The following is a 21,925-nucleotide window of genomic DNA, read 5'->3' on the forward strand; positions in this document are numbered from 1 at the left end:
CATGAGTGCGATGTACGGCAGGTTGGTCGACCTTCTCGTCGGCCGTTTCGAGGTGGACCGCGCCGAGATCGGCCCGGACACCACTTTCGAGGACCTCGACATGGACTCCCTGTTCCTGGTGGAACTGCTCCTGGTGATCCAGTCGGAGTTCGGCGTCCACATCGACGACGACGCGGCCTCGCCCGGCGACACGATCGCCCAGGTCGCCGAGTTGCTGGAACGGCACACCACCTCCACGGCCTCGTCATGACCGCACGCACCCCACCAGCCACCGCCACCGCCGTCGACCGGTAGCAATCCAGGTCACGGGCCGCCGGACACACAGCCGAGGACGACCATGAGCACCCAGCAGTCAATCATCGACCACATTGCCGAGGTCTGGCTCGACGGCGACGCCGACGGGCTCGACGCGCACGTCCCCCTCACGGAACTGAACATCATCGACTCCGCGGAGATCTTCGACCTCGTGCACTACCTGCAGGACCGTTTCCGGATCACCGTGCCGCTGCAGGAGGTCTCTCCGGCGAACTTCCGGACCGTGGACGCGATCGCGTCACTTGTCGAACGGCTCCAGCGGGAGAGGGAGAGTGTCCGATGACGGACTCCACGGGGGACGGGCAGCACTGGGAAGGCGTCCACCGGCAGGTCGTGGACATCGTTGCCTCGCGCACGCTGTACGACGAGTCCTACCTCCTGCCCGACAGCCACTTCGAGGCGGACCTCGGGATCGACTCGGTGATCCTCGAATCCATCCTGGCGTCGGTCAACGAGCACTTCGCCCTGCTCACACCGCTGGCCGCGGGACCCGCGACCATCCGGGAACTCGTCGATGCCGTCACGCGAACACTCGGCGGCGGTGCCGGTCCGGCCGAACTGCACGTCGACGGAAGCGATGACGGGGACGCGCTGCTGGAGACCGTCGTCGCAGTGGCCCAGCGGCACACGCAGTACCAGCGTCACCAGCTGGCCCTCGACGCGGACTTCGAGAGCGAACTCGGAATCGACTCCGTCGTCCTGGCGTCGATCGTCGCCGACGCCGCTCGGGAACTCGGCCTCGCCGACGGCCTGCAGGACTCGCTCACGGCGACATCGCTGCGCGGGTTGGTCGCCGGGCTGCGCTCCACCCGGGATCGCATGGCGCCTGCGGACCGGGAGCCGTCCGTCGATGCCGTGTCACCCTCCGGGCCTCAGGGGGCAGGGGGAGCCGGACTCGGCGAGGGCCATCCGGAGTGGGACGGCCGTTCCATGAAGGACTTTGTGGAGGAGCGCAGCAGGGACCTGTTCGCCAAGGCCCGCAGCTTCGGAACGTATCTGCGGCGGCGAGAAGCCGATCAGCTCTACTGGTACGGGATGCCCCTGCAGTCCCGGTGCGGCAACCGGGCCGTCATCTTCGACGAACTCCTCGGCCGCGAACGCGAGTTCCTCATGTTCGCCTCCAACAACTACCTCGGTCTGGCCAACCACCCCAGGGTGATCGAGGCGGTCTGCGACGCGACCCGCGCCTACGGAGCCACCCACACCGGCTCCCGCTTCATCGGCGGCACCAACATGCTCCACAAGGAGCTGGAACGTCGGCTCGCGTCCTTCAAGCAGCGTCCGGCCTGCATCGTCTATCCCGGAGGCTACGCCGCGAACCTGGGTGCGATCTCCGCGCTCGTCAAGAGCTACGACACCCTCGTGGTCGACCGGCTCAACCACATGAGCATCGTCGACGGGGCCCGGCTCTCGGGCGGTATCCGCAAGATCTACCAGCACAACGACATGGCGGACCTGGAACGGATCCTCAAGCGTGCGGACGACCGGTCCGGGGGCCGGCTGATCGTGGCCGACGGCGTGTTCAGCATGCACGGCGACATCTGCGACCTGCCTGAGATCGTCCGTCTGGCCAAGGAGTACGACGCCAGGATCATGGTCGACGACGCCCACGCCACCGGCGTCCTCGGTGAGCGGGGCTCCGGCACGACCGAGCACTTCGGCCTCAAGGGTGAGGTCGACCTCGAACTCGGCACGATGAGCAAGGCGCTGGCGGGTATGGGCGGCTTCGTCGTCGGCGAGGAGGAGGTCGTCGAGTACCTCCGCTTCTACTCGAACTCGTACGTGTTCGCCGCCAACATCCCGGCGGGCGTGGCCGCAGGGCTGATCGCGTCGATCGACGTCATCGAGGCGGAGCCCGAGCGGATCACTCAGCTGTGGTCCAACATCCGCCTGCTGCATGGTCAGTTGGCGGACGCTGGTTTCGACCTGGAAAACACCCAGAGCGCCATCCTGCCCATCGTCATCGGCGACGAGCGCAGGGCCATGGAGATGGGACGTGCGGTGCGGGCCCGCGGGCTGTACTGCCAGACGGTGGTCTTCCCGGGGGTGCCGCTCGGCGACGCCCGACTGCGCGTCAGCGTCACCTCCGAGCACACGCGGGAGGACCTGGAGAACGCCGCCGGGATCTTCGTCGAGGCGGCCCGCGAGGTCGGCGTGCTGCCCTCGGCGGCCTGAGGCAACGGTGACGGGAGCAGGCATGACGCAGACGATGAGTGAATCCGACATAGCGCTGATCCGGTTGCCGCAGTCCCTCTCGGCGGAACAGGCAGCCCGTCCGGCCCTCGTGGGGGAACGGACCGTGACCTATGGCGAGCTGCTGGCCTCGGTGGCCTCCGTGGCCTCCGGGCTGCTCGGCGTCGGCGTCGTGGTCGGCGACCGCGTGGCGATCTGGATGGACAAGCGGCCACGTTACGCCGAGGCCGTCCTTGGCACCCTGCAGGCGGGATGCGCGTACGTTCCCCTCGACGGCGGTCAGCCGGCGGACCGGGTCCGCACGATCCTCGCCGACTGCGAACCGGTGGCGCTCTTCACCGACAGCCACCACTGGGAACTGTTGGCAGGCCGGGAACTGCCAGGCTCGATCAGGATGATCGTGATCTGCGACGGCACGGCCGGCGAACCGCGGCGCAACTTCCTCACGGCAGACGGCAGTCCGGCCCCCGTACGGACCTGGGAGGGCTTCGCGGCCGGCGCCGCGCGGCACATCGTGTTCCTGCCCGCGCTGGACCGCGACGACCTCGCGTCGATCCTCTACACCTCGGGATCGACGGGTACACCCAAGGGTGTCCGCATCACCTACCGGAACCTGGCGAACTTCATCCGGTGGACGCGTGCCGAGCTGCTCGTGGGCCCGGACGACGTCTTCGCCAACCACGCCTCGTTCAACTTCGACCTGTCCACGTTCGACCTCTTCACCGCGCTGTCGGTCGGTGCCCGGGTCTGGATCGTCGCCGACGACCGGGCGCGCGACGCCGGCGCGCTCGCCGAAGGCATCCGCGAGCACGGCGTCACCGTGTGGTACTCCGTCCCGTCGGTGCTGCACCTGCTCACCGCGTCCGGAGCGCTCACACCCGAGATCGCACGCGGTCTGCGCTACGTCCTGTTCGCCGGCGAGGTCTTCCCGATCCGGCAGCTACGGGCGCTGGCCGCGCTGCTCCCGTCGGGCGCACAGCTGTACAACCTGTACGGCCCCACGGAGACCAACGTCTGCACGTACCACCGGGTCCGCCCCGAGGACCTGACACGCGAGGAGCCTGTTCCGATCGGCCGGCCGGTCACGGGCGCCCGCGTCTCCGTCGTCGACGAGGACGGGCGGGTGCTCGACGGCCCGGACGCCTTCGGCGAGTTGGTCGTCGAGGGCGACTGCGTCACGCCCGGGTACTGGCGCCGAGAGGCGGAGCCCGCGGCCGCGGATCACTGGAAGGGCCGCCACGCCACCGGTGATCTCGTCAGTTACGAACAGGGCGAACTCGTCTACCGGGGCCGCAAGGACCGCATGGTCAAACTCTTCGGCTACCGCGTCGAACTGGGAGAGATCGAAGCCGCCGTGCTCCGGCATCCGGACATCGCCTCCGCTGCCGTCGTCGTCGACACGCACAGCGCCGAACGACGAATCGCCCTCTACTACACGCTCCGCAGCGGCGGACCCGGCCCGGGTCTCATCGAGATCAAACGGCACTGCTCACGGTATCTGCCCCGGTACATGCTCCCGCGGACGGCGACCCGACTCGACGAGCTCCCGCGCAACGCCAACGGCAAGACGGACTACCGCCGGCTGTGCGGAACGGCCGGGACGGTCCAGCCTGCGCGGGCCCTGCCCGGAAAGTGACGGAGACGCTCATGAACCAAGGCCCGACGGGCACCCTCTGGCGGGGCGAGGAACCGAGGACGGTTGCCGGGCTCCTGCGACACCACTGCGAACAGCGCCCGGACGCCCTCGCGTACCGCTTCCTCACCGGCGCCGGCACGGACGGCGAGTCGTTCACTTACCGTGAACTGGACCAGCGCGTCCGGGCGGTGGCCGTCGTCCTGCAGCGCGAGAACCTGGCCGGAAAGCCGGTCCTGCTGCTCCACCCACCAGGGCTCGACTACGTCGCCGCCTTCCTCGGCTGTCTGTACGCGGGAGCCATCGCTGTACCGGCGTACCCACCGGACACGCGGCGGTTCGGCCAGACCATGCCGCGCCTGGCCGCGATCGCCCGGGACGCGGGGGCCACGCATGCGCTGACGAACGGGGAGATCTCCCGATTCGTCGCCGACAGGCACGACGAACTCGCCACGCTCGGCCTGGGCGGCCTGCGCTGGCTGGTGACCGACGAGCTCGGCAGCACCGGCGCCGACGACTGGCGTGACCCGGGCCCTTCGGGGGATGCACCGGCCTTCCTCCAGTACACCTCAGGTTCGACGTCATCCCCCAAGGGCGTCATGGTCGGTGACGACAACCTGATGCACAACCTCCGCGCGATCCACCGACGCCTGGGGCACGACACCGACTCGGCGATGGTCTCCTGGCTGCCGCCGTATCACGACATGGGCCTCATCGGCGGCATCCTGACCCCGCTGTACGGGGGGTTCCCCGCACACCTGATGGCCCCGATGTCCTTCGTACGGCAGCCGCTGCTGTGGCTGGCGACACTGTCAGACACCCGCGCCTCCACCAGCGTCGCACCCAACTTCGGCTTCGAGCACTGCGTCCGCAGGATCACGGACGAGCAGTGCGAGGGTCTGGACCTGAGCCAATGGCGGCTGGCGCTGAACGGCGCCGAGCCGGTGCGCGCGGACACTCTGCGGCGCTTCACCGACCGTTTCGGTTCCCGCGGCTTCAGGCACAGCGCCCTCCTGCCGTGTTACGGCCTTGCGGAGGCCACGTTGATGGTGACCGGTGTGCGGGCCGACGCGGCGCCCGCCATCGGAACCTTCGCGTCCCAGGCGCTGGGAGACGGCATGGTCCGATCCGCAGCCGAGAAGGATGACGGCCCGGTGACCGAGGTCGTCGGATGCGGCCCGGCCGTCGACGGAGTGGACATCGCGATCGTCAACCCGACCACGCGGCGACGGATCACCACACGGGACCGGATCGGGGAGATCTGGATCGCGGGCGGAAACGTCGCCCACGGCTACTGGCGCCGGCCCGAAGTCACCAGGGAAGCGTTCCGGGCCCGTATCGAGGGGGAGGACGACACACCCCGTCTGCGCACCGGCGACCTCGGGTTCCTGCGTGACGGTGAGCTGTATGTCGTCGGCCGTACCAAGGATGTCGTCATCGTGCAGGGCCGCAATCACTACCCGCACGACATCGAGCTCACCGTGGAGCAGACGGACGAGCGCCTTCGTGCGGGCAGTGGTGCCGTGTTCTCGGTGGAGGTGGACGGCGCCGAGGAGATGGTCGTCGCGTACGAGATCGAGGGCCGGCGCGTTGAGGACGCACCGGCGCTGCTGGCGCGGCTGCGCACCGCCATCGCCGAGGCGCACGACGTCACACCGCACGGCGTCGTCCTGCTCAAGCGGTCGACAGTGCACAAGACGACCAGCGGCAAGATCCAACGCCAGGCGTGCAAGCGGGACTTCCTCGATCTACGGCTCACGACGGTCGCCGCCAGCGTCACCCTGGGCACCGAGGCCCCGGCTTCCGGCGGGGCGCTCATCGGTGTTCCCGCCGACCGGCGGAGGCGACTGGTGATCGACACGGTCACCGAGGCACTCACCGGAGTCGCCCCGGCGGACGACGCTCCCGACATCACCGATTGGACGTTCGCCGAGCTGGACCTCGACTACCCGACACTCCTGACCACGGTCCGCGAGTTGGAGCGGCGGCTCGGCACCGTGATCCCGTTCGGTGAACTGCTCGTGCGTCCCCGGGTCGACACGTTGATCGCGCTCCTCCTCGGTGAGCAGCCCGTGGGCACGGCGCGGCCCGGCCCCGCGTCCGCCGAGGCCACGCGGCGGACCGCGCCGCACGGGCCCGAGGCCATCGAGGGCTGGCTCATCCAGAGGATCGCGGCTCGCCTGGGACTGTCGACGGCGGCGATCGATGCCACCAAGCCGCTGGCTTCCCTGGGACTGGATTCGAAGCAGGCCGTGGAGATCGTGGCCGAACTCGGCTCGGTGATGGGCCGGGAGGTCACTACCGGCGTGGTCTTCGACCACCCGACGGTGCGCGCCGTCGCCCGTCACTTCGCCGCCGGCCAGACGTCCACGGCGCCACGTGCTTCGAATTCCGCGGAAGCCCTGGTCAAGAACGCCTCCCTCGAAGAGGTCGGGGAGCCGGCAACGCGTGCGGCTGGGATCGACGACGCGGGCGAGCCGATCGCGATCGTCGGTATCGGCTGTCACTTTCCCGGGGCGCCCGACGCGGACAGCTTCTGGCGGCTCCTCGTGGACGGCCGCGACGCGATCGCCGAGGTCCCCCGCAGCCGCTGGGACGCCCATCGGGTGAACGCGCCGGCATACGGAGGGTTCCTCGATGGCGTCGACGAGTTCGACGCTCGCTTCTTCGGCATGTCGGCGAGGGAAGCGACCCGCACTGACCCGCAGCAACGGCTGCTCCTCGAAGTGGCCTGGCAGACGGTGGAGGACGCCGGCCTCGACCCGGGCCGGCTCGCGGGCAGTGCCACCGGAGCTTTCGTCGGCATCAGCAGCCACGACTACTCCGAACTGCAGATGGGCCGGCTTGAGACGATCGACGTCCATGGCGCCACCGGCAACGCGCACTCCATCGCGGCCAACAGGCTGTCGTACACACTCGACCTGTACGGGCCGAGCCTCGCTGTCGACACGGCGTGCTCGTCGTCCCTGCTGGCCGTCCATCTCGCCTGTGAGAGCCTGCGCCGCGGGGAGTGCACGGCGGCGCTCGCCGGCGGTGTGAACCTGATGGTCACGCCCGGTCTCTCCGTGGCGTTCGCGGCGGGCGACATGCTGTCGCCGGACGGCCGTTGCCGCACCTTCGACGACTCCGCGAGCGGCTATGTGCGCGGCGAGGGCGCGGGCCTGGTGCTGCTGAAGCCACTGTCCGCCGCGCTGGCGGACGGAGACCGGATCCACGCCGTGATCCGCGGCTCGGCGACGGGACACGGTGGCCGGAGCAACGGCCTCACGGCTCCGAGGAGTTCGGCGCAACGCGCCGTCTGCCAACGGGCCCTGGACCAGGCCGGCCTGACCCCCGACGAGGTCCACTACGTCGAGGCCCACGGCACCGGAACCCCGCTCGGCGACCCGGTCGAGTGGGAGGCACTCGCCGCTGTCTACGGCCGGGACCGCGCGGAGGGCGGTCCCTGTCTCGTCGGTTCCGTCAAGACCAACATCGGTCACCTGGAGGCGGCCGCGGGCATCGCCGGCCTGATCAAGTCGGCACTTGTCGTACGTCATCGTCAGGTGCCTGCGACCCTGCACCTGCGCACAGCGAACCGCCGTCTGGTGCCAGGCGCGGCGCTCGACGTGCCGACGCGGCTCACGGGCCTTCCGGAAGGGACCGTGGCGCGGGCCGCCGTCAGCTCCTTCGGCTTCGGCGGCACCAACGCGCACCTGATCCTCGAATCGGCCCCCGAGCCGACCCGGGGCGAGACGGTTCCGCCGAAGCGCCCGGTGCACGCCCTGTGCCTGTCGGGGCACACACCGACCACGCTGACCGAACTGGCCCAGCGGTGGCGCACCCACCTGGCCGCCCATCCAGACGCCGACGTCGCCGATCTCTGCCATGCGGCGAACACGGGCCGCCCCCGACTCGGTCACCGGGCGGTCGCCATCGGTGGGTCCGCCGAGAACCTGGACATGGCACTCGACGCCCTGGTCCGCGGTGAAGCGTCGACCGCGGTTGTTCGCGACCGGCCCCGATCCGGCCCGCCACCGAAAGTGGCCTTCCTCTTCAGCGGCCAGGGCACTCAGTACACCGGCATGGGCAAGGGGCTCTACGACGTCCACGGCGGCTTCGCCCGCAGCATCGATCGCGCGGACGACGTACTGCGACCGCTCATCGGGGTGCCGCTGCCGGATCTGCTCTTCGCCGACGGCGGCGGAGACCGGCTGCGTAGCACCCGCTACTGCCAGCCCGCGCTCGTGGCACTGGAGGTGGCCCTCGCCGAGGTGTGGATGTCGCTGGGTGTACGGCCGGCAGCCTTGCTCGGCCACAGCATCGGGGCCTACGGCGCCGCTTGTGTGGCCGGTGTGATGTCGCTGGAGAACGCGTTGACGCTGGCGGCGGTACGCGGTCGTCACATGGACGAACAGCCCGGCAACGGCACGATGATCGCGTGCGTCGGAGCCGCCGACGTGATCCGCTCGGTGGCGGACGGCTTTGCCTCCGTCTCGGTGGCCGCCGTCAATGCTCCGGGCCACCTGGTTCTGTCCGGGGCCCGGGAGGAGATCGACGAAGCCCGTGCCCTGCTCCAGGACCAGTCCGTCGTGGTTCGGCCGCTGGCCGTCTCGCACGCCTTCCACTCCGCGTTGATGGCCGGTGCGGCGGGGCCGCTGCGGGAGGCGGCCCGTGCCGTGAGGTTCGCGGAGCCGACGATTCCGTGGATCTTCGACCGCACCGGCGAGCAGATCACCGGACGCATCGATGCCGACGACCTCGTGGAGCACATGCTCGACACGGTCCGATTCGCCGACGGATGCGCGACGCTTCGCCGCATGGGCTGTGACGCGATCGTCGAGATCGGCCCGCACCCCACCCTGCTCAATCTGGCGCGCAAGGCGACACCCCCGGACAGCGAGAACCCGATGCTGTGGCTTCCCTCGCTGCGCAGGGGCGGCCCGGTGGGCAGCGGCGACTGGGAGACCCTCCTGCAGTCGCTCGGCCGCCTCCACTGCGCCGGAGGCGAGGTGGACTGGGCGGCGCTGGACGAGGGACACCGGCGCGCGCGCGTGCCTGTACCGCACACGGTCTTCGAGCGGCAGTCGTACTGGTTCACGTCGCCCACGCAGGAGGCACCGGCCGTGACGCAGCATTCCACGCCTGATACAGCCGTACGGCACGAGCACCACGAGGTCGCCGAGCAGCCGGTCCGGCATCCGGTCGCCCGAGACGACCACCGGGCCGCCGCCGCGCCCGTCGGCGAGCAGGACGTGCGCCAGGTGATCCTTGAACACGTCGCGCGAGTGTGCTCCTTCCCCGTCGACCAGATCTCCCTCGATGCGCACCTGGGCAGGGACCTCGGCTTCGACTCCCTCATGCGCACCGAACTGGAGCGGGCGCTCGACCGTCAGTACCCCGGATGCCTGCAGAGGCACCGGGAGTCCCTTTCGGACGACCCCAGCGTCCGGGAGCTGGCGGACGTGCTCGGCACGGAGACGGCCCCTGCGGCCATGAGCGGTGCACGCTCGTCCGAACGCCTTCCTGAACCCACGACCGTGCCGACCCCGCCGAGCCGCCCAGCCCCCGCGGTCCGGCAGGAGCGGGACTTCGAGGAATGGGCCGAGTACGCGGAGCTGCAGGGCAGGCTGAGCCAGGCCAGGTCGAGCGGCGCCAACCCGTACGGCCGTATCCACGAGGGACACAATGCGGGCCGCGCCACCGTCGACGGCCGTACCGTACTGAACTTCGCGTCCTTCAACTACCTTGCGCTCTCCCACCACCCGCGCGTCCGCAAGGCGGCGCAGGAGGCCGTCGACCGCTACGGCACGTCCAGTTCCGCAACGCCCCTGCTGTTCGGGGAGACTCCGCTGCACCACGAGCTGGACGCCGAGATCGCTTCCTTCCTCGGCACGGAGGACGCGATCGTCTTCGCCGGGGGCCATGCCACCAACGTGGCGACCATCGGCCACATCCTCGGTCCCGAGGACCTGGTCCTGCACGACGAGTGGATTCACGACAGCGCCGTACGCGGCTGCATCCTGTCCGGGGCCAGGCGCAGGCCCTTCCCGCACAACGACTGGCGGGCCCTGGACGCGATGCTGGGTTCACTGCGCGCACAGCACCGCCGGGCGCTGGTGCTCATCGAGGGCGCCTACAGCCAGGACGGCGACATCCCCGACCTGCTTCGGTTCATCGACGTCAAGAAGCGCCACGGCGCGATGTTGATGATCGACGAGGCGCACTCCATCGGGGTGCTGGGACGTACGGGCCGGGGCATCGGCGAGTACTTCGGGGTCGACCGCGGTGACGTCGACCTGTGGATGGGCACGTTGAGCAAGGCGCTCGGCAGCCTCGGGGGATATATCGCGGCCCGCGGCCCGCTCATCGAGTACCTCCGGTTCACCGCCCCCCTGCACATCTTCAGCACGGGAATCTCGCCGGCGAACACGGCTGCGGCCCTGGAGGCGATTCGGGTCGTCAAGGACGATCCGCAGAGGGTGGCCCGGGTACGGCGCCTGGCCGAACACTTCCGCGACGAAGCTCGGCTCCGCGGCCTCGACATCGGGGTCTCGCGGTCGTCGGCGGTGATCCCGGTCATCATCGGCGACTGGGAGAAGACCATGGCGCTGTCGAACACCCTGCTGGAGCGGGGCGTGAACGTGATGCCCATCGGCTACCCGGCCGTCGCCCGCGACGAGTGCCGCCTTCGCTTCTTCATCAACGCCGACCACAGCGAAGAAGACCTGGAACATTCCCTCGACGTCCTGGGGCGTGCCATGGCAGACCAGACGACCGCGACTTCCTCCACGACCTCCGAGGCAGCGGGCGAGGCCGCACTTGGCGAAACCGCGTCAGCAACCGTTCCGGAGTCCGCTCCGCAACACCCACCGATCCCTGTGCACGACTCCGGCCCGGACGTCCTGGTCGCGGGCGCGAGTGGCTTCATCGGTGGACACCTGACCCGGCGTCTGGCCGAACACGGCCACCGTGTACGGGTGCTGGTCCGCGACGGCAGCGACCGCTCCGCCTTCGACGGCGTCGACGTCGAGATCGCCACCGGTGACCTCGGCGACCCCGACAGCCTGCGCCGTGCCACGGCCGGCGTACGGCATGTCTACAACTGCACCGGAATGTCGGCCGACTGGGGTCCCTGGGAGGAGTTCCGGCGCATCAACGTCGACGGCAGCCGCCACCTCGTCGAGGCCGCGCACCACGCAGGCACCGTCGAACGTTTCCTGCACGTCAGCACCACCGACGTCTACGGCTACCCGGTCACGCCCTGCGGCGAGACAACGGAACTCCGGGACATCGGGCTGCCGTACAACCGCAGCAAGCTGCTGGGCGAACGCGCTGTGAGGGAGGCGGCCGAGCGAGCCGGACTGCCCCTGACCGTCGTACGGCCGGTCTCGGTCTACGGGCCGCGCAGCAAGGACTTCGTGATCGAGATCGCGACACTGCTGCTGAGCAAGCAGATGGTCTACATCCGCCGGGGCGACGTACCGGCCGGACTCGTCTACGTGGGCAACCTCGTCGACGGCATGATCGCCGCCTGCACCTCCGAGACCGCGGCCGGCAGGGCGTACAACCTGCGCGACCCCGATCTGACGACCTGGCGCGAGTACGTGGAAGCACTGGCGCGCGGCCTGGGCGTCAAGCCGCCCGCCTTCAGCCTTCCGACGCCACTGGCGCGTGGTGTGGCCACGGCGTCCGAGAAGCTCTACGGCGCCCTGGGGGTCAAGTCCCGTCCCGTGCTCACCCGGCACGCCGTCCATCTCTTCGACCGTGACCAGTCCTACGCCATCGACCGAGCCCGCGACGACTTCGGCTTCAAGAGCGAGGTCGGCTTCCAGGAAGGCATGGACCTCACCCTGGCCTGGCTGAACTCGCCCGAGGGCCGCAAGCACGTCCCCCGCTGACACCCGACCCCGACGACACCGGCACCCCCGAAGACCGACGAACAGCGACGACCGAGGACTGCGAGGATCCACGTGCCCATCACCGAACGGCCGCCGGGGCCCGACCCGGCCCCGCCGCCACCCGTCGCCGGATGGTTCCCGGGCCTCACGCCTGCAAGCGGAGCCGATTCCAAGCCCCTACGACTGATCTGCTTCCCGTACGCGGGGGGCACCCCCTCCGTGTACCGGGGCTGGGACGACCGGCTGGGCACGGGCATACAGGTCGTCCCGGTCCTGCTGCCGGGGCGCGGACTGCGCCTGCGGGAGAGGGCCTACACGGCAATGCGGCCGCTGGCCCGCGACATCGCGGAAGCCATGGTCGAGCGTGGACTCGCCCGTGACTATGCCGTGTTCGGCCACAGCATGGGTGCTCTCCTCGCCTATGAGGTCGCCTGCGAACTACGCGAGCGAGGGCACGGCGAACCCCGGCATCTGTTCGTATCCGGGAGCAGGGCGCCCCATCTCTACGGCGACCGCGACGACCGGACGCTGTCCGACGCGGACCTGCGGAGACTGGTCCGCTCCCTCGGCGGCCTCGGGGACGACCACACCGTCGGGAGCGCCTACCTGGACCGGCGTCTGCCCGTGCTGCGCGCCGACCTGACGGTCTGTGAGGAGTACCGCTGGATCCCGCGGCCCCCACTGGGCTGTCCCATGACCGCGTTCTCGGCCACCCGTGACCCGATCGCACAGGGACCCGCCGTGGACGCATGGCGGTCGTACAGCAGCAGCTCCCTCCTCCACCACCGTCTGGAGGGCGACCACTTCTTCCTCAACGGCCCATCGCGGCTGTCACTCCTGCGCGAGATAAGGAGCGAACTCGCCCGGCTCACCGACGAACTGGGCGAGCCGGCCCCGGATGCGCCCGACCGACTCCCCACTCCGAAGAGGGAACCCTCATGGACCTGCTGAGCCTGGCCAGGAACGTCAAACACCGGGTGGAGGAACCGCTCACGGACGTTCTGACCGTGGCGAAGATCGTCGCTGACCCGCGCAACCCGGTGCTGCTGACACTGTCGACCGTGCTGGTCAACCCGCTGTACCGGGCGGCGTTCCTCGCCTCCGCCGCAGGCTCGGGCGTCCTACGGTGCCTGGCCGTGCGCCCGTGCGATCTGGAGAGCCTCGCCGAGTACCTGGAGATCTCCGAGGACGACCGCCCGCAGTTGCGGGCCTGGTTGGAGACGGGCGTCCGGCTCGGCGAGTTGGGCAAGCGCGAGGGCTGCTACCGGCTCAAGAGCCCGGTTGCCAGGCTGCTGGCCCAGCCCGGGAACGACGCCGTCGCCGCCGCCATCGAGGAGATCCTGCGCTTCCACCTGCCGGTGCTGCTCGACGGACCCCGCATGCTCTCCGGCGGCCGCCGCTTCTCCCTGGAGGACCAGGACGGAACCGTCATCGCGCGCTCGTCCCTGGCACTGCGCGGCATGGTCCAGGCGGCCATCGACCGGACGCTGGACCGCGACGGCCCGGTCCGGCTGCTGGAGATCGGCTGCGGGACGGGCACCTATGTGCGGTACGCCGCCGAGTCCAACCCCCGGCTGACCGCCGTCGCGGTCGACCTGCAGGAGGAGGTCGCCGCACACGCCGCCGACAACATGGCCGAATGGGGCCTCACCGAGCGCGTGGAGACCTGCCAGGGCGACCTGCGCACGCTGGACCTGCAGCCCCAGTTCGACGTGGTCACCCTCCACAACAACATCTACTACTTCCCCGAGGCCGAACGTGTCGAGGCGCTCGAACGGGCTCGGTCCTTCCTCGCCCCCGGGGGCCGGATACTGCTCACCTCTTCGTGTCAGGGCGGCGGCAACCTCGGTCTCGACGTCCTCAACCTCTGGTTCGCGTACGCCGACTTCGGCGGCCCCCTGCCCCGGGCGGACGAGCTGGCCTCCCAGATGGAGAAAGCGGGCTTCACCGACGTGCGGGCCACGCGGATCATTCCCGGTCAGCCGTTCCGCGCCTTCGTCGGCACCAACTCTGTCGTCCAGAGCGCCTGACAGGCCAGGAGATCTCATCATGGAAACCCGAACCGACAGCATCCCGGCTCCCGCGACGGGCTCGCAGGCGCCGCACGCGGACCTCGTGATCGCCCTCGGCCACACCGGTGCCACCGTCGAGACCGCCGGGGGCAAGGCAGCCCGGCTCGGCGAGATGATCGAAGCCGGCCTTCCGGTCCCGCCCGGCTTCTGCCTGAGCACCGGTCTGTTCGACCTCTTCCTGCGCGAGTCCGGCCTGACGGCGGAGATCCGTGCCGCCGAGGCCCGCGGCGCCGAAAGCCGGACGATCCGCGAACTCATCGTCGCCCGGGAGATCCCCGAGCCCATTGCCCGGACTGTCCTCACCGCCTACGAGGACCTGGGCCGCCCGCGGGTCGCCGTCCGCTCGTCCGCCTGCCGGGAGGACTCCGCCACCCAGTCGTTCGCCGGACAGCACGACACCGTCCTGGACGTCTCGGGCGACCGGGCGCTGCTGGATGCGGTCAGGACCTGCTGGGCCTCGCTCTGGTCGGACCGGGCGGCCGCCTACCGGGACAGCGGCTCCGCGGGCTCGATCGCCGTGGTCGTACAGCAGATGGTCCACGCCGACGTCAGCGGTGTGCTGTTCACTGTCGACCCGGTCGGCGGGCAGCCCAACCGGCTTGTCGTGGAGGCCTGTTGTGGCCTCGGCGAGGGCCTGGTGTCCGGGCGCGTCTCCAGCGACTTCTTCGCCGTCGACGACCGCACCCTGGAGGTGGTCGAGGAGCGCGTCCGCTACAAGGTGACCAAGTGCGCCTCCGTAACCCCCGGCACCATCGGCATGACCAAGGTCGACGCCGCCGACCGCAACGCCCCGTGTCTGACCCGCGAACAGCTCACCGCACTCGCACGACTCGCGCTCGACGTTCGTAGCCACTACGGCACCGAGCAGGACATCGAGTGGGCCATGCAGGACGGCACGCTGTATCTGCTCCAGACCAGGCCGATCACCACGCGTCCCCGGGCACAGGGGGCCGAGGAGAAGCACGGCCCCTACGTCGCACCGCAGTCGGAAGCGGTGCAGCAGGGCACGCTGTGGTCCCGGATGGACATCGGCGAGATCTTCGTCGGCCTGATGTCACCCCTGGGCCTGAGCTTCGCCCGCTACTACCAGGATCACGTGCACCGCGATTGCGCCGCCGCTCTCGGCGTCCGCGACACCGGCGACGTGGCCCTGCACATGGGCTACCTCCAGGGCCACGTCTACCTGAACATCTCGTACACCGCCTACCTCCTGGGCCAGTGCCTGCCCACCCGCGACCAGCGCCACTTCACCAGCCGCTTCGTCAGCGAGGAGGCCGACCTCTCCACCTACGAGAATCCCTTCGGCAGGTTCCCCGGAGGCATCGAGGACCTACTGTCCACCCTCCACTGGGTGCAGTCCACGGCGACCGAGATGCTGACCATGAAGAACCGCGCCGAGGAGATGGCCACCACCCGGCTGTACGAGTTCGACCGCGCGCGACGGCTGGACCTCACCCGGATGAGCCGCCGCGAGCTCAACGCCGAACTCGTCCGCTACCTCGACTTCTTCCACGACGCGCACGTGGGCTACATGCCCTACTACATCAACGCGTTCGGCTTCTACGGAGTGCTGACGGAGCTGTGCGGCAAGTGGCTGGGGGACGCCGGCGACAATCTGCAGAACCGCCTCAAGACAGACATGTCCAGCCTGCGGACCGTGGCATCCGCCCAGGAGATCTGGAAGGTCGCCCAGGCCGCCAAGACCCGGCCGAGGGTCATGGAGATCATCGACAGGGCGCCGCTGGAACAGATCGTGCAGACGCTGCGCGACGACGACGAGGGTCGCGCTTTCTGGGACAACGAGGTCGAACCGTTCCTGCGGGCCAACGGCACCCGTGGCCGGCAGGAGATGGAGCTCACCCATCCGCGCTGGATCGACGACGCCTCGTACATCTTCCAGATGATCCGCCGCTACGCCGCCGACGGGTTCTCCGTCGACGACATCATGGGGCGCAGCCGGGCCCGAGCGGAGGGTGACGCCCGGTCCGCCCTGGACAAGCTGCCGCTGCCCCAACGCAAGACCCTTGAGACGGTCATCGCGATGTACACGCTGTGCAGCGAGTTGCGCGAGACCACGCGCATGTCGATGATCACGTCGATCTGGCTGGTCAGGAACGTGGTGTACGAGGTCGGCCGCAGGCTCGTGGCGGAGGGCGTACTGCATTCCCTGGACGAGGTCGCGTACCTCGACTTCGAGGATGTCCGCGCCTACCTGGGCGGCACGAGCACGGGGCGCGAGGCGTTCTCCCGCGAGAGGCTGGACGCGCGTCGGCGCGTTCACGAGTACCACAACCGGCTGCCCGAGCCGCCTCTGACGTTCATCGGCGAGCACGACCCGACCCGGTCCGTGCGGCCCGCCGAGGGCGGGACTCGCCTGGAGGGGCTGGGCTCCAGTCCGGGACGGATCGTCGGCCGGGCCCGCATCGTGGAGGACCTGGTCTGGCAGGCCGACGAGTTCCAGCCGGGGGAGATCCTGGTCACCCGCTACACCGACGCCTCCTGGACCCCGCTCTTCGCCATCGCCGGCGGCGTGGTCACCGACATCGGATCGATGCTCTCCCACAGCTCGATCGTGGCTCGGGAGTTCAACGTGCCGTCGGTGGTCAACACCAAGTACGCCACGCAGCGCATCAGCACGGGCGACATGGTCACGGTCGACGGCGACACCGGTGTCGTCGAGGTCGTCGAAGGCTGAGTCGCCCATCCGCCAGTACGCCGCGCCCGGTTCACCAGGGTGCGGGTGACGAGAGGAAGACAGCCGGATGATCCCCAACCAGTGGTACCCGATCCTGCAGACCGGTGACCTCAAGAGCGACAGGCCCACCGGGGTGCGCCGCATGGGCGAGGAACTCGTCCTGTGGCGTGACCTCGACGGCAATCTCGTGTGCCAGACGGCACGTTGCCCCCACAAGGGCGCCAACATCGCCGACGGCCGCCTCAAGGGCAACACCGTCGAGTGCCCCTACCACGGCTTCCGCTTCGACGCCGAGGGCACCTGCAAGGTGGTGCCCGCCCTGGGCTCCGACGCGCGCATCCCCGCCTCGCTCAAACTGCGGACGTACCCGGTCCGTGAGGAGCACGGCCTGGTCTGGATGTGGTGGGGAGACCAGCGGGAGGAACTGCCGGCCATCGAGCTGCCGACCGAGCTCGTGAGCAACCCCCGGCCCTACGAGACCATTTCGTGGACGCGGCCCATCCACTACACGCGCTACATCGAAAGCCTCCTCGAGTTCTACCACGTGACCTTCGTGCACCGGGATCACTGGACGAACAACATCGACTACACCTTCATGTACGGCACCGCGCGCAATCTCTGGATGGACGGCCGCGAGCGCTACCTCGCCGCCAACAAGATCGTGAACCACGAGGTCGAGGTCGAGGGGACCACCATCCGCTCCACCTTCGACCAGTGCGAGGAGGCCAACCCCGAGAACAGCTCCCACTTCAACCTCATCTACCAGGCACCGGGACTGACGCACGTCAAGACCGGGCTCCTGGAGATCACCACCTGGCTCACCCCCATCGACGACGAGAACACCCTGGCGATCATGCGGCTGTACGAGTACCCGATGCTGCGGACCATGGTGCCGATAAAGCAGTTGCGGCCCTGGGTGCTGCGGGCGTCGCTGCTCATGGAAAGGCTTGTCCAGGACCCACAGGACGTGGGCATCATGCTCCGCCAGGAACCCAAGGTCAGCGAACGCGGCCTGAACAAGCTCATCGCGGTGGACGAGATGAACGCCAAGTTCCTGCAGATGCGGGACCGCCTCAAGGCGGAGGCCGCGGCCCACGCGGAGATCCCGGTGAGCGAGGCCGACAACAGTCAGGCCGCGGCCGGCGGCAATGGTGCGAAGCGGCCGAACGGCACGCGTGGAAAGAGCACCCCGGAACCGAAAAGCCGGTCGGGCAGCCTGGCCAGGGCCCGGTCCTGACGGCTCAGTCCACCCTGCGACCCCGCAGATTCCCCCCACCCCCACCGGAAAGCGAGCGTGAGAGATGTACGGCGGGTACGACACGTCGATCGGCCCGAAGACGCTGGTGACCACGTGCAACACGGCAGCCGTGGCGGCAGCCGCATGGTTCCTCTTCGGCGGCACGGACACCGTGGCCGGCTGGTTCGGCGCGCACTTCGACCATGCCGAGCTGCTTCGCCGCGGACTCCTGCTCGCTCTCTCGGCGATCTACCTGCTCCGGTTCATCGCCACGACCTTCGTCATGCTCAAACGCGGCATGGAATGGTCCGAGGCCGCGACCGTGGGCGTCTGGGTCGTCATCATCCACGGCACGATGGCCTACCTGGGTGGCACCAACGCCGCCTCGGTGGGAGTGTTCGCCTGGCTCGGCGTCGTCCTCTACCTCGTAGGGTCGTACCTGAACACCGGCTCGGAGTATCAGCGCAAGTTGTGGAAGCAGGTGCCCGAGCACAAAGGCAAGCTCTATACGGAGGGCCTGTTCAAGTACTCCATGCACGTCAACTACTTCGGTGACGTCGTGCTCTTCACCGGTTTCGCGCTGGTGACGGGCAGTCCGTGGGCCTTCGTCATCCCGGCGATCATGGCGTGCATGTTCGCCTTCCTGAACATCCCCATGCTCGACAAGTACCTGGCCGAGCGATACGGCGACGCCTTCGAGGAGTACTCCAAGAAGACGGCCAAGTTGGTGCCGTTCGTCTACTGAGAGCGGTGCGGTTCCCCGGAGACGGCGGACCGCACCGCGGACTCTGCCTTCGAGCACACCTCGGAACACGTCACCAGCTTTGGGACACGCACATCGGCAACGGGAGGAGAGGCGTATGGAGGAGTCAGGCCCAGGAGATCGGCAGTCTCCGCAGAACCGGGTGAGTCCCCGGGATCTGCTCATGGACACGGTCGCCCAGGGCATGCTCACCCTGGCCCGGGGGCGCGACATCCTCGACCGCTGGCTCACCGACGAGCAGAGCGTGGACGACTTCGGCTACGACCCCGAACTCACCGACGACGTCCTGCTGGCGCCGTTTAGGCGGCTGTACGAGAAGTACTTCCGCGTCGATGTGGTGGGCCTTGACAACGTACCGGCCGAGGGCGGTGCCCTGATCGTGGCCAACCACTCCGGAACCCTGCCGCTGGACGCGCTCATGTTGCAGGTCGCCCTGCGCGACCACCACCCCGAGCACCGGGCACTACGACTGCTCGCTGCCGACCTGGTCTTCGAACTGCCGGTGCTGCGGACACTTGCCCGCAAGGCCGGCCACACGGTCGCGTGCATGGACAGCGCACTGCGCCTGCTGGAACGAGGCGAACTGGTCGGCGTCATGCCCGAGGGCTACAAGGGACTCGGCAAGCCGTACGCCGAGAGGTATCGGCTGCGCCGCTTCGGCCGCGGCGGCTTCGCGGCCGTCGCGCTGCGCACCGGGAGCCCCCTCGTGCCCTGCTCCATCGTGGGCGCCGAGGAGATCTACCCGATGGTCGCGGACGCCCGTCCCGTGGCCCGGCGCCTCGGTCTGCCCTACTTCCCGATCACCCCTACGTTTCCCCTGCTCGGTCCGCTGGGTGCCGTCCCCCTGCCGACCAAGTGGACGATCCAGTTCGGCGATCCGGTCCGGACCGACCACTACTCCCAGGAGGCGCTGGAGGACCCGATGTTCGTCCACAAGCTCTCGGACGAGGTCCGGGACACCATCCAGGAGACGCTGAATGAGATGGTGCGCAAACGTACTTCGCTCTTCCGCCAGGGCAACTCCGGTGCGGTCGGGAACTGCCACTACGGCGAGGGAGATTGAGGCTCCGCGACTGCAGTCCGGGTGCCAACCGGCATGTGGTGCGGCTCTGCCGTGGTCGCCGTCATACGAGCCAGGCCGTGAGGCGGCGCCCCAGCAGCTCAGGGTAGTTGCCGTCTGGGCTGGGGGAGAGTAACGGGCCCGCAGGCAAGCACAGTTCCTCCCTTGAACGCCCCCCATGTGACGTGTTGAGCCCACCCTCGTCGGTGCTCGGCACCTCGGGGCCCCAGCGGAACGCCTTACAAGCTCTTGATCTGCGTCCAAGGGCCGAGTGCGGGTGGGCGTGGCTGGTCAGGGCGAGGGAGGTCGTGGCGTGCCTTCGAGCCGCACGAACGGGGTGGCCTCTCCGATCCTCCGGAAGGCCGTCTGGCTGCCGTCCACGGGAAAGCCCATGAGCGACGACAGACGGCGGGCGGCTCGTGGGTGCCGACGGGCGTATTCGGCCATAACGTCGGCGCCTTCCTCTGGTGAGAGAAAGTGAGCGGTGACGGTGAAGCGTCGCCTGCCGAACTGGATGGCGGCCTGTGGCCGATGGCGCAGATTCTGATACCAGTCGGACTTCGGGCCGAAGCCGGAGGCAATGGTCCAGGTGTCTGCGTGCTGGTCGTAGGACACCACTTCGAGTACCACTTGGCGCTTGCGGCCAGACTTGCGACCAGTGTGATGCAGCAGGAGGAAGCGTTTGCCGAGCAGTGGTCCCAGCCCGGCGTGGTACAGACGGATGGGAAGACGGAATGCCAGCCGCCGCCATCCGGTGGGAGGTCCAGGTCGTCGGGATGCGCTCTGGTGTTGGGTCACTGTCGCCTTCCTGGCCTATTGGAGGTGCGGCCCCTGTTCCAACTGGCAGCGTGACAATGAAGATATTTAGTCCGCACAAAGCTTTGCATAGTCTAAAGGTCTTCTGCCGGGTGGCGAAAGTGCTGCGCCGAACCAGAAGCCCACGCCGGACTGGCGTGGGAGCCGACCGAGGGCGATCGGAGCTGCGGCAAGTGAACTCCTGGGTCGCGGCCTACCAGCCCCACACGGCAGCAGGCTCAAGGAGCCCGGCGCCGAGCGTTCCGCTATCACGGTCATGGGGAGGGAAAATCCGTTCCCATCGGGTGAGTGAGCAGCGACTTCGGCACGGTAGAAAGGACGTATGCCGGAGCGTGAGAACCCTGCGGGGACCATGGACGACGTCGACGCGGTCACCCGGGCGGTGCTGACCGCGTCCCGCCTGCTGGTGGCGGTCTCCGCCCGTTCGCTCGGCGAGGTCGAGGAGCGGGTGACGCTGCCGCAGTTCCGGATGTTGGTCGTGTTGGCCACCCGGGGTGCCACCAAGCTGGTCGCGCTCGCCGACCTGCTCCAGGTGGCGCCGTCGACGGCGATGCGGATGGTCGACCGGCTGATCGCTGCCGGGCTCGCCGACCGGCAGACCAACCCCGACAACCGCCGCGAGACCCTCCTGCAGCTCACAGAGGAGGGCCGGCGCACCGTCGAGGACGTCACCGCCCGGCGCCGCTCCGAGATCGCCGCGATCGTCGCGCGGCTCGGCCCCACCCAGCGGCTGGCGCTCATCGAGGCCCTCAACGCCTTCAACAAGGCGGGTGCCGAGCCCCCGGCGGCACCCGCCGCCGAAAAACCGGAACCGTACCCGCTCGGCTGGGTGGTGGACGAGGCGATGGCGCACGACATGTGACCCGCGCCGGTCCGGCCTTCGCGGTCGAGTAAGCGCGGGCCCACGGCCCGGCAGGGCTGCGAAGACCCGGGACGAGGTCAGCGACGCACTCACCACGTCACGGTGGCGATGCTCCGGGATCTTCCCGAGCGGCCGAACGGGCTAACCCGGGCGCTGGCCAACCGCGACACCCGCGGCCTGGTCAAACTCGTCACCGACGCACGGACCGGCCGCCTGCTCGGGGCGCACGCGCCCGCCGACGGCGCCGACGACATCACCGCCGCCACCTACGCCACACCGCCCGGATGAGCGTCGAGGACTCAAGCTCGCCGCCCGCACCTTCACCTCGGACGTCGCCGAGCTGTCCTGCTGCGCCGGCTGAGAGACAGGGGACACCGGAGACTGATCATGAACGGGAAG

The 21,925-nt window shown here is 69.2% G+C and carries 13 protein-coding genes and 1 pseudogene; 13 read left to right on the forward strand and 1 reads right to left on the reverse strand.

The window, feature by feature from the left end:
- From ACI2L1_RS39535 to ACI2L1_RS39585, 11 genes are all read left to right on the forward strand, one after another.
- Window positions 1–250 (forward strand): acyl carrier protein (locus ACI2L1_RS39535; protein WP_404744291.1); only part of this gene is annotated, 250 nt, incomplete at its 5' end.
- Between the two features lie 87 nt (window positions 251–337).
- Window positions 338–598, forward strand: a complete 261-nt coding sequence (locus ACI2L1_RS39540; RefSeq protein WP_404744292.1) for an acyl carrier protein — start codon at window positions 338–340, stop codon at window positions 596–598.
- On the forward strand, window positions 595–2,490 hold the full coding sequence (locus tag ACI2L1_RS39545; RefSeq protein WP_404744293.1) for an aminotransferase class I/II-fold pyridoxal phosphate-dependent enzyme: 1,896 nt from the start codon (window positions 595–597) through the stop codon (window positions 2,488–2,490). The genes ACI2L1_RS39540 and ACI2L1_RS39545 overlap by 4 nt, the downstream gene beginning before the upstream one ends.
- Window positions 2,491–2,512: 22 nt before the next feature.
- Window positions 2,513–4,144 (forward strand): amino acid adenylation domain-containing protein, encoded by a 1,632-nt coding sequence (locus ACI2L1_RS39550; RefSeq protein ID WP_404744294.1) that lies wholly within the window; start codon window positions 2,513–2,515, stop codon window positions 4,142–4,144.
- A gap of 11 nt (window positions 4,145–4,155) precedes the next feature.
- Window positions 4,156–12,021, forward strand: a complete 7,866-nt coding sequence (locus ACI2L1_RS39555) for an aminotransferase class I/II-fold pyridoxal phosphate-dependent enzyme (protein ID WP_404744295.1) — start codon at window positions 4,156–4,158, stop codon at window positions 12,019–12,021.
- Window positions 12,022–12,093: 72 nt separating this feature from the next.
- Window positions 12,094–12,972, forward strand: coding sequence for a thioesterase II family protein (locus ACI2L1_RS39560; protein ID WP_404744296.1), 879 nt, complete (start codon window positions 12,094–12,096; stop codon window positions 12,970–12,972).
- On the forward strand, window positions 12,960–14,051 hold the full coding sequence (locus tag ACI2L1_RS39565) for an SAM-dependent methyltransferase (protein ID WP_404744297.1): 1,092 nt from the start codon (window positions 12,960–12,962) through the stop codon (window positions 14,049–14,051). The genes ACI2L1_RS39560 and ACI2L1_RS39565 overlap by 13 nt, the downstream gene beginning before the upstream one ends.
- Window positions 14,052–14,070: 19 nt before the next feature.
- Window positions 14,071–16,788 (forward strand): PEP/pyruvate-binding domain-containing protein, encoded by a 2,718-nt coding sequence (locus ACI2L1_RS39570; protein WP_404744298.1) that lies wholly within the window; start codon window positions 14,071–14,073, stop codon window positions 16,786–16,788.
- A gap of 67 nt (window positions 16,789–16,855) precedes the next feature.
- Window positions 16,856–18,025: a Rieske 2Fe-2S domain-containing protein gene (locus ACI2L1_RS39575; protein WP_404744299.1), complete on the forward strand. Its 1,170-nt coding sequence runs from the start codon at window positions 16,856–16,858 to the stop codon at window positions 18,023–18,025.
- A gap of 64 nt (window positions 18,026–18,089) precedes the next feature.
- A complete protein-coding gene (locus ACI2L1_RS39580; protein ID WP_404744300.1) occupies window positions 18,090–18,770 on the forward strand; it encodes a DUF1295 domain-containing protein in 681 nt (226 codons plus the stop codon).
- Between the two features lie 181 nt (window positions 18,771–18,951).
- Entirely contained in the window at window positions 18,952–19,851 is a 900-nt protein-coding gene (locus tag ACI2L1_RS39585; protein ID WP_404744301.1) for a lysophospholipid acyltransferase family protein, read from the forward strand.
- Between the two features lie 288 nt (window positions 19,852–20,139).
- Here the strand turns inward: ACI2L1_RS39585 and ACI2L1_RS39590 are convergent, their stop codons facing one another.
- A complete protein-coding gene (locus ACI2L1_RS39590) occupies window positions 20,140–20,646 on the reverse strand; it encodes a nitroreductase family deazaflavin-dependent oxidoreductase (protein ID WP_404744302.1) in 507 nt (168 codons plus the stop codon).
- Between the two features lie 340 nt (window positions 20,647–20,986).
- Between ACI2L1_RS39590 and ACI2L1_RS39595 the strand changes: the two genes are divergently transcribed.
- Both ACI2L1_RS39595 and ACI2L1_RS39600 read left to right on the forward strand, forming a co-directional pair.
- Window positions 20,987–21,526: a MarR family winged helix-turn-helix transcriptional regulator gene (locus tag ACI2L1_RS39595; protein WP_404744303.1), complete on the forward strand. Its 540-nt coding sequence runs from the start codon at window positions 20,987–20,989 to the stop codon at window positions 21,524–21,526.
- Window positions 21,527–21,673: 147 nt separating this feature from the next.
- Window positions 21,674–21,887 (forward strand): annotated as a pseudogene (locus tag ACI2L1_RS39600) (mercuric reductase); the annotation flags it as partial.
- Window positions 21,888–21,925: the final 38 nt, after the last annotated feature.

This window comes from Streptomyces sp. NPDC019531 (assembly GCF_044903305.1).
Classification (GTDB): domain Bacteria; phylum Actinomycetota; class Actinomycetes; order Streptomycetales; family Streptomycetaceae; genus Streptomyces.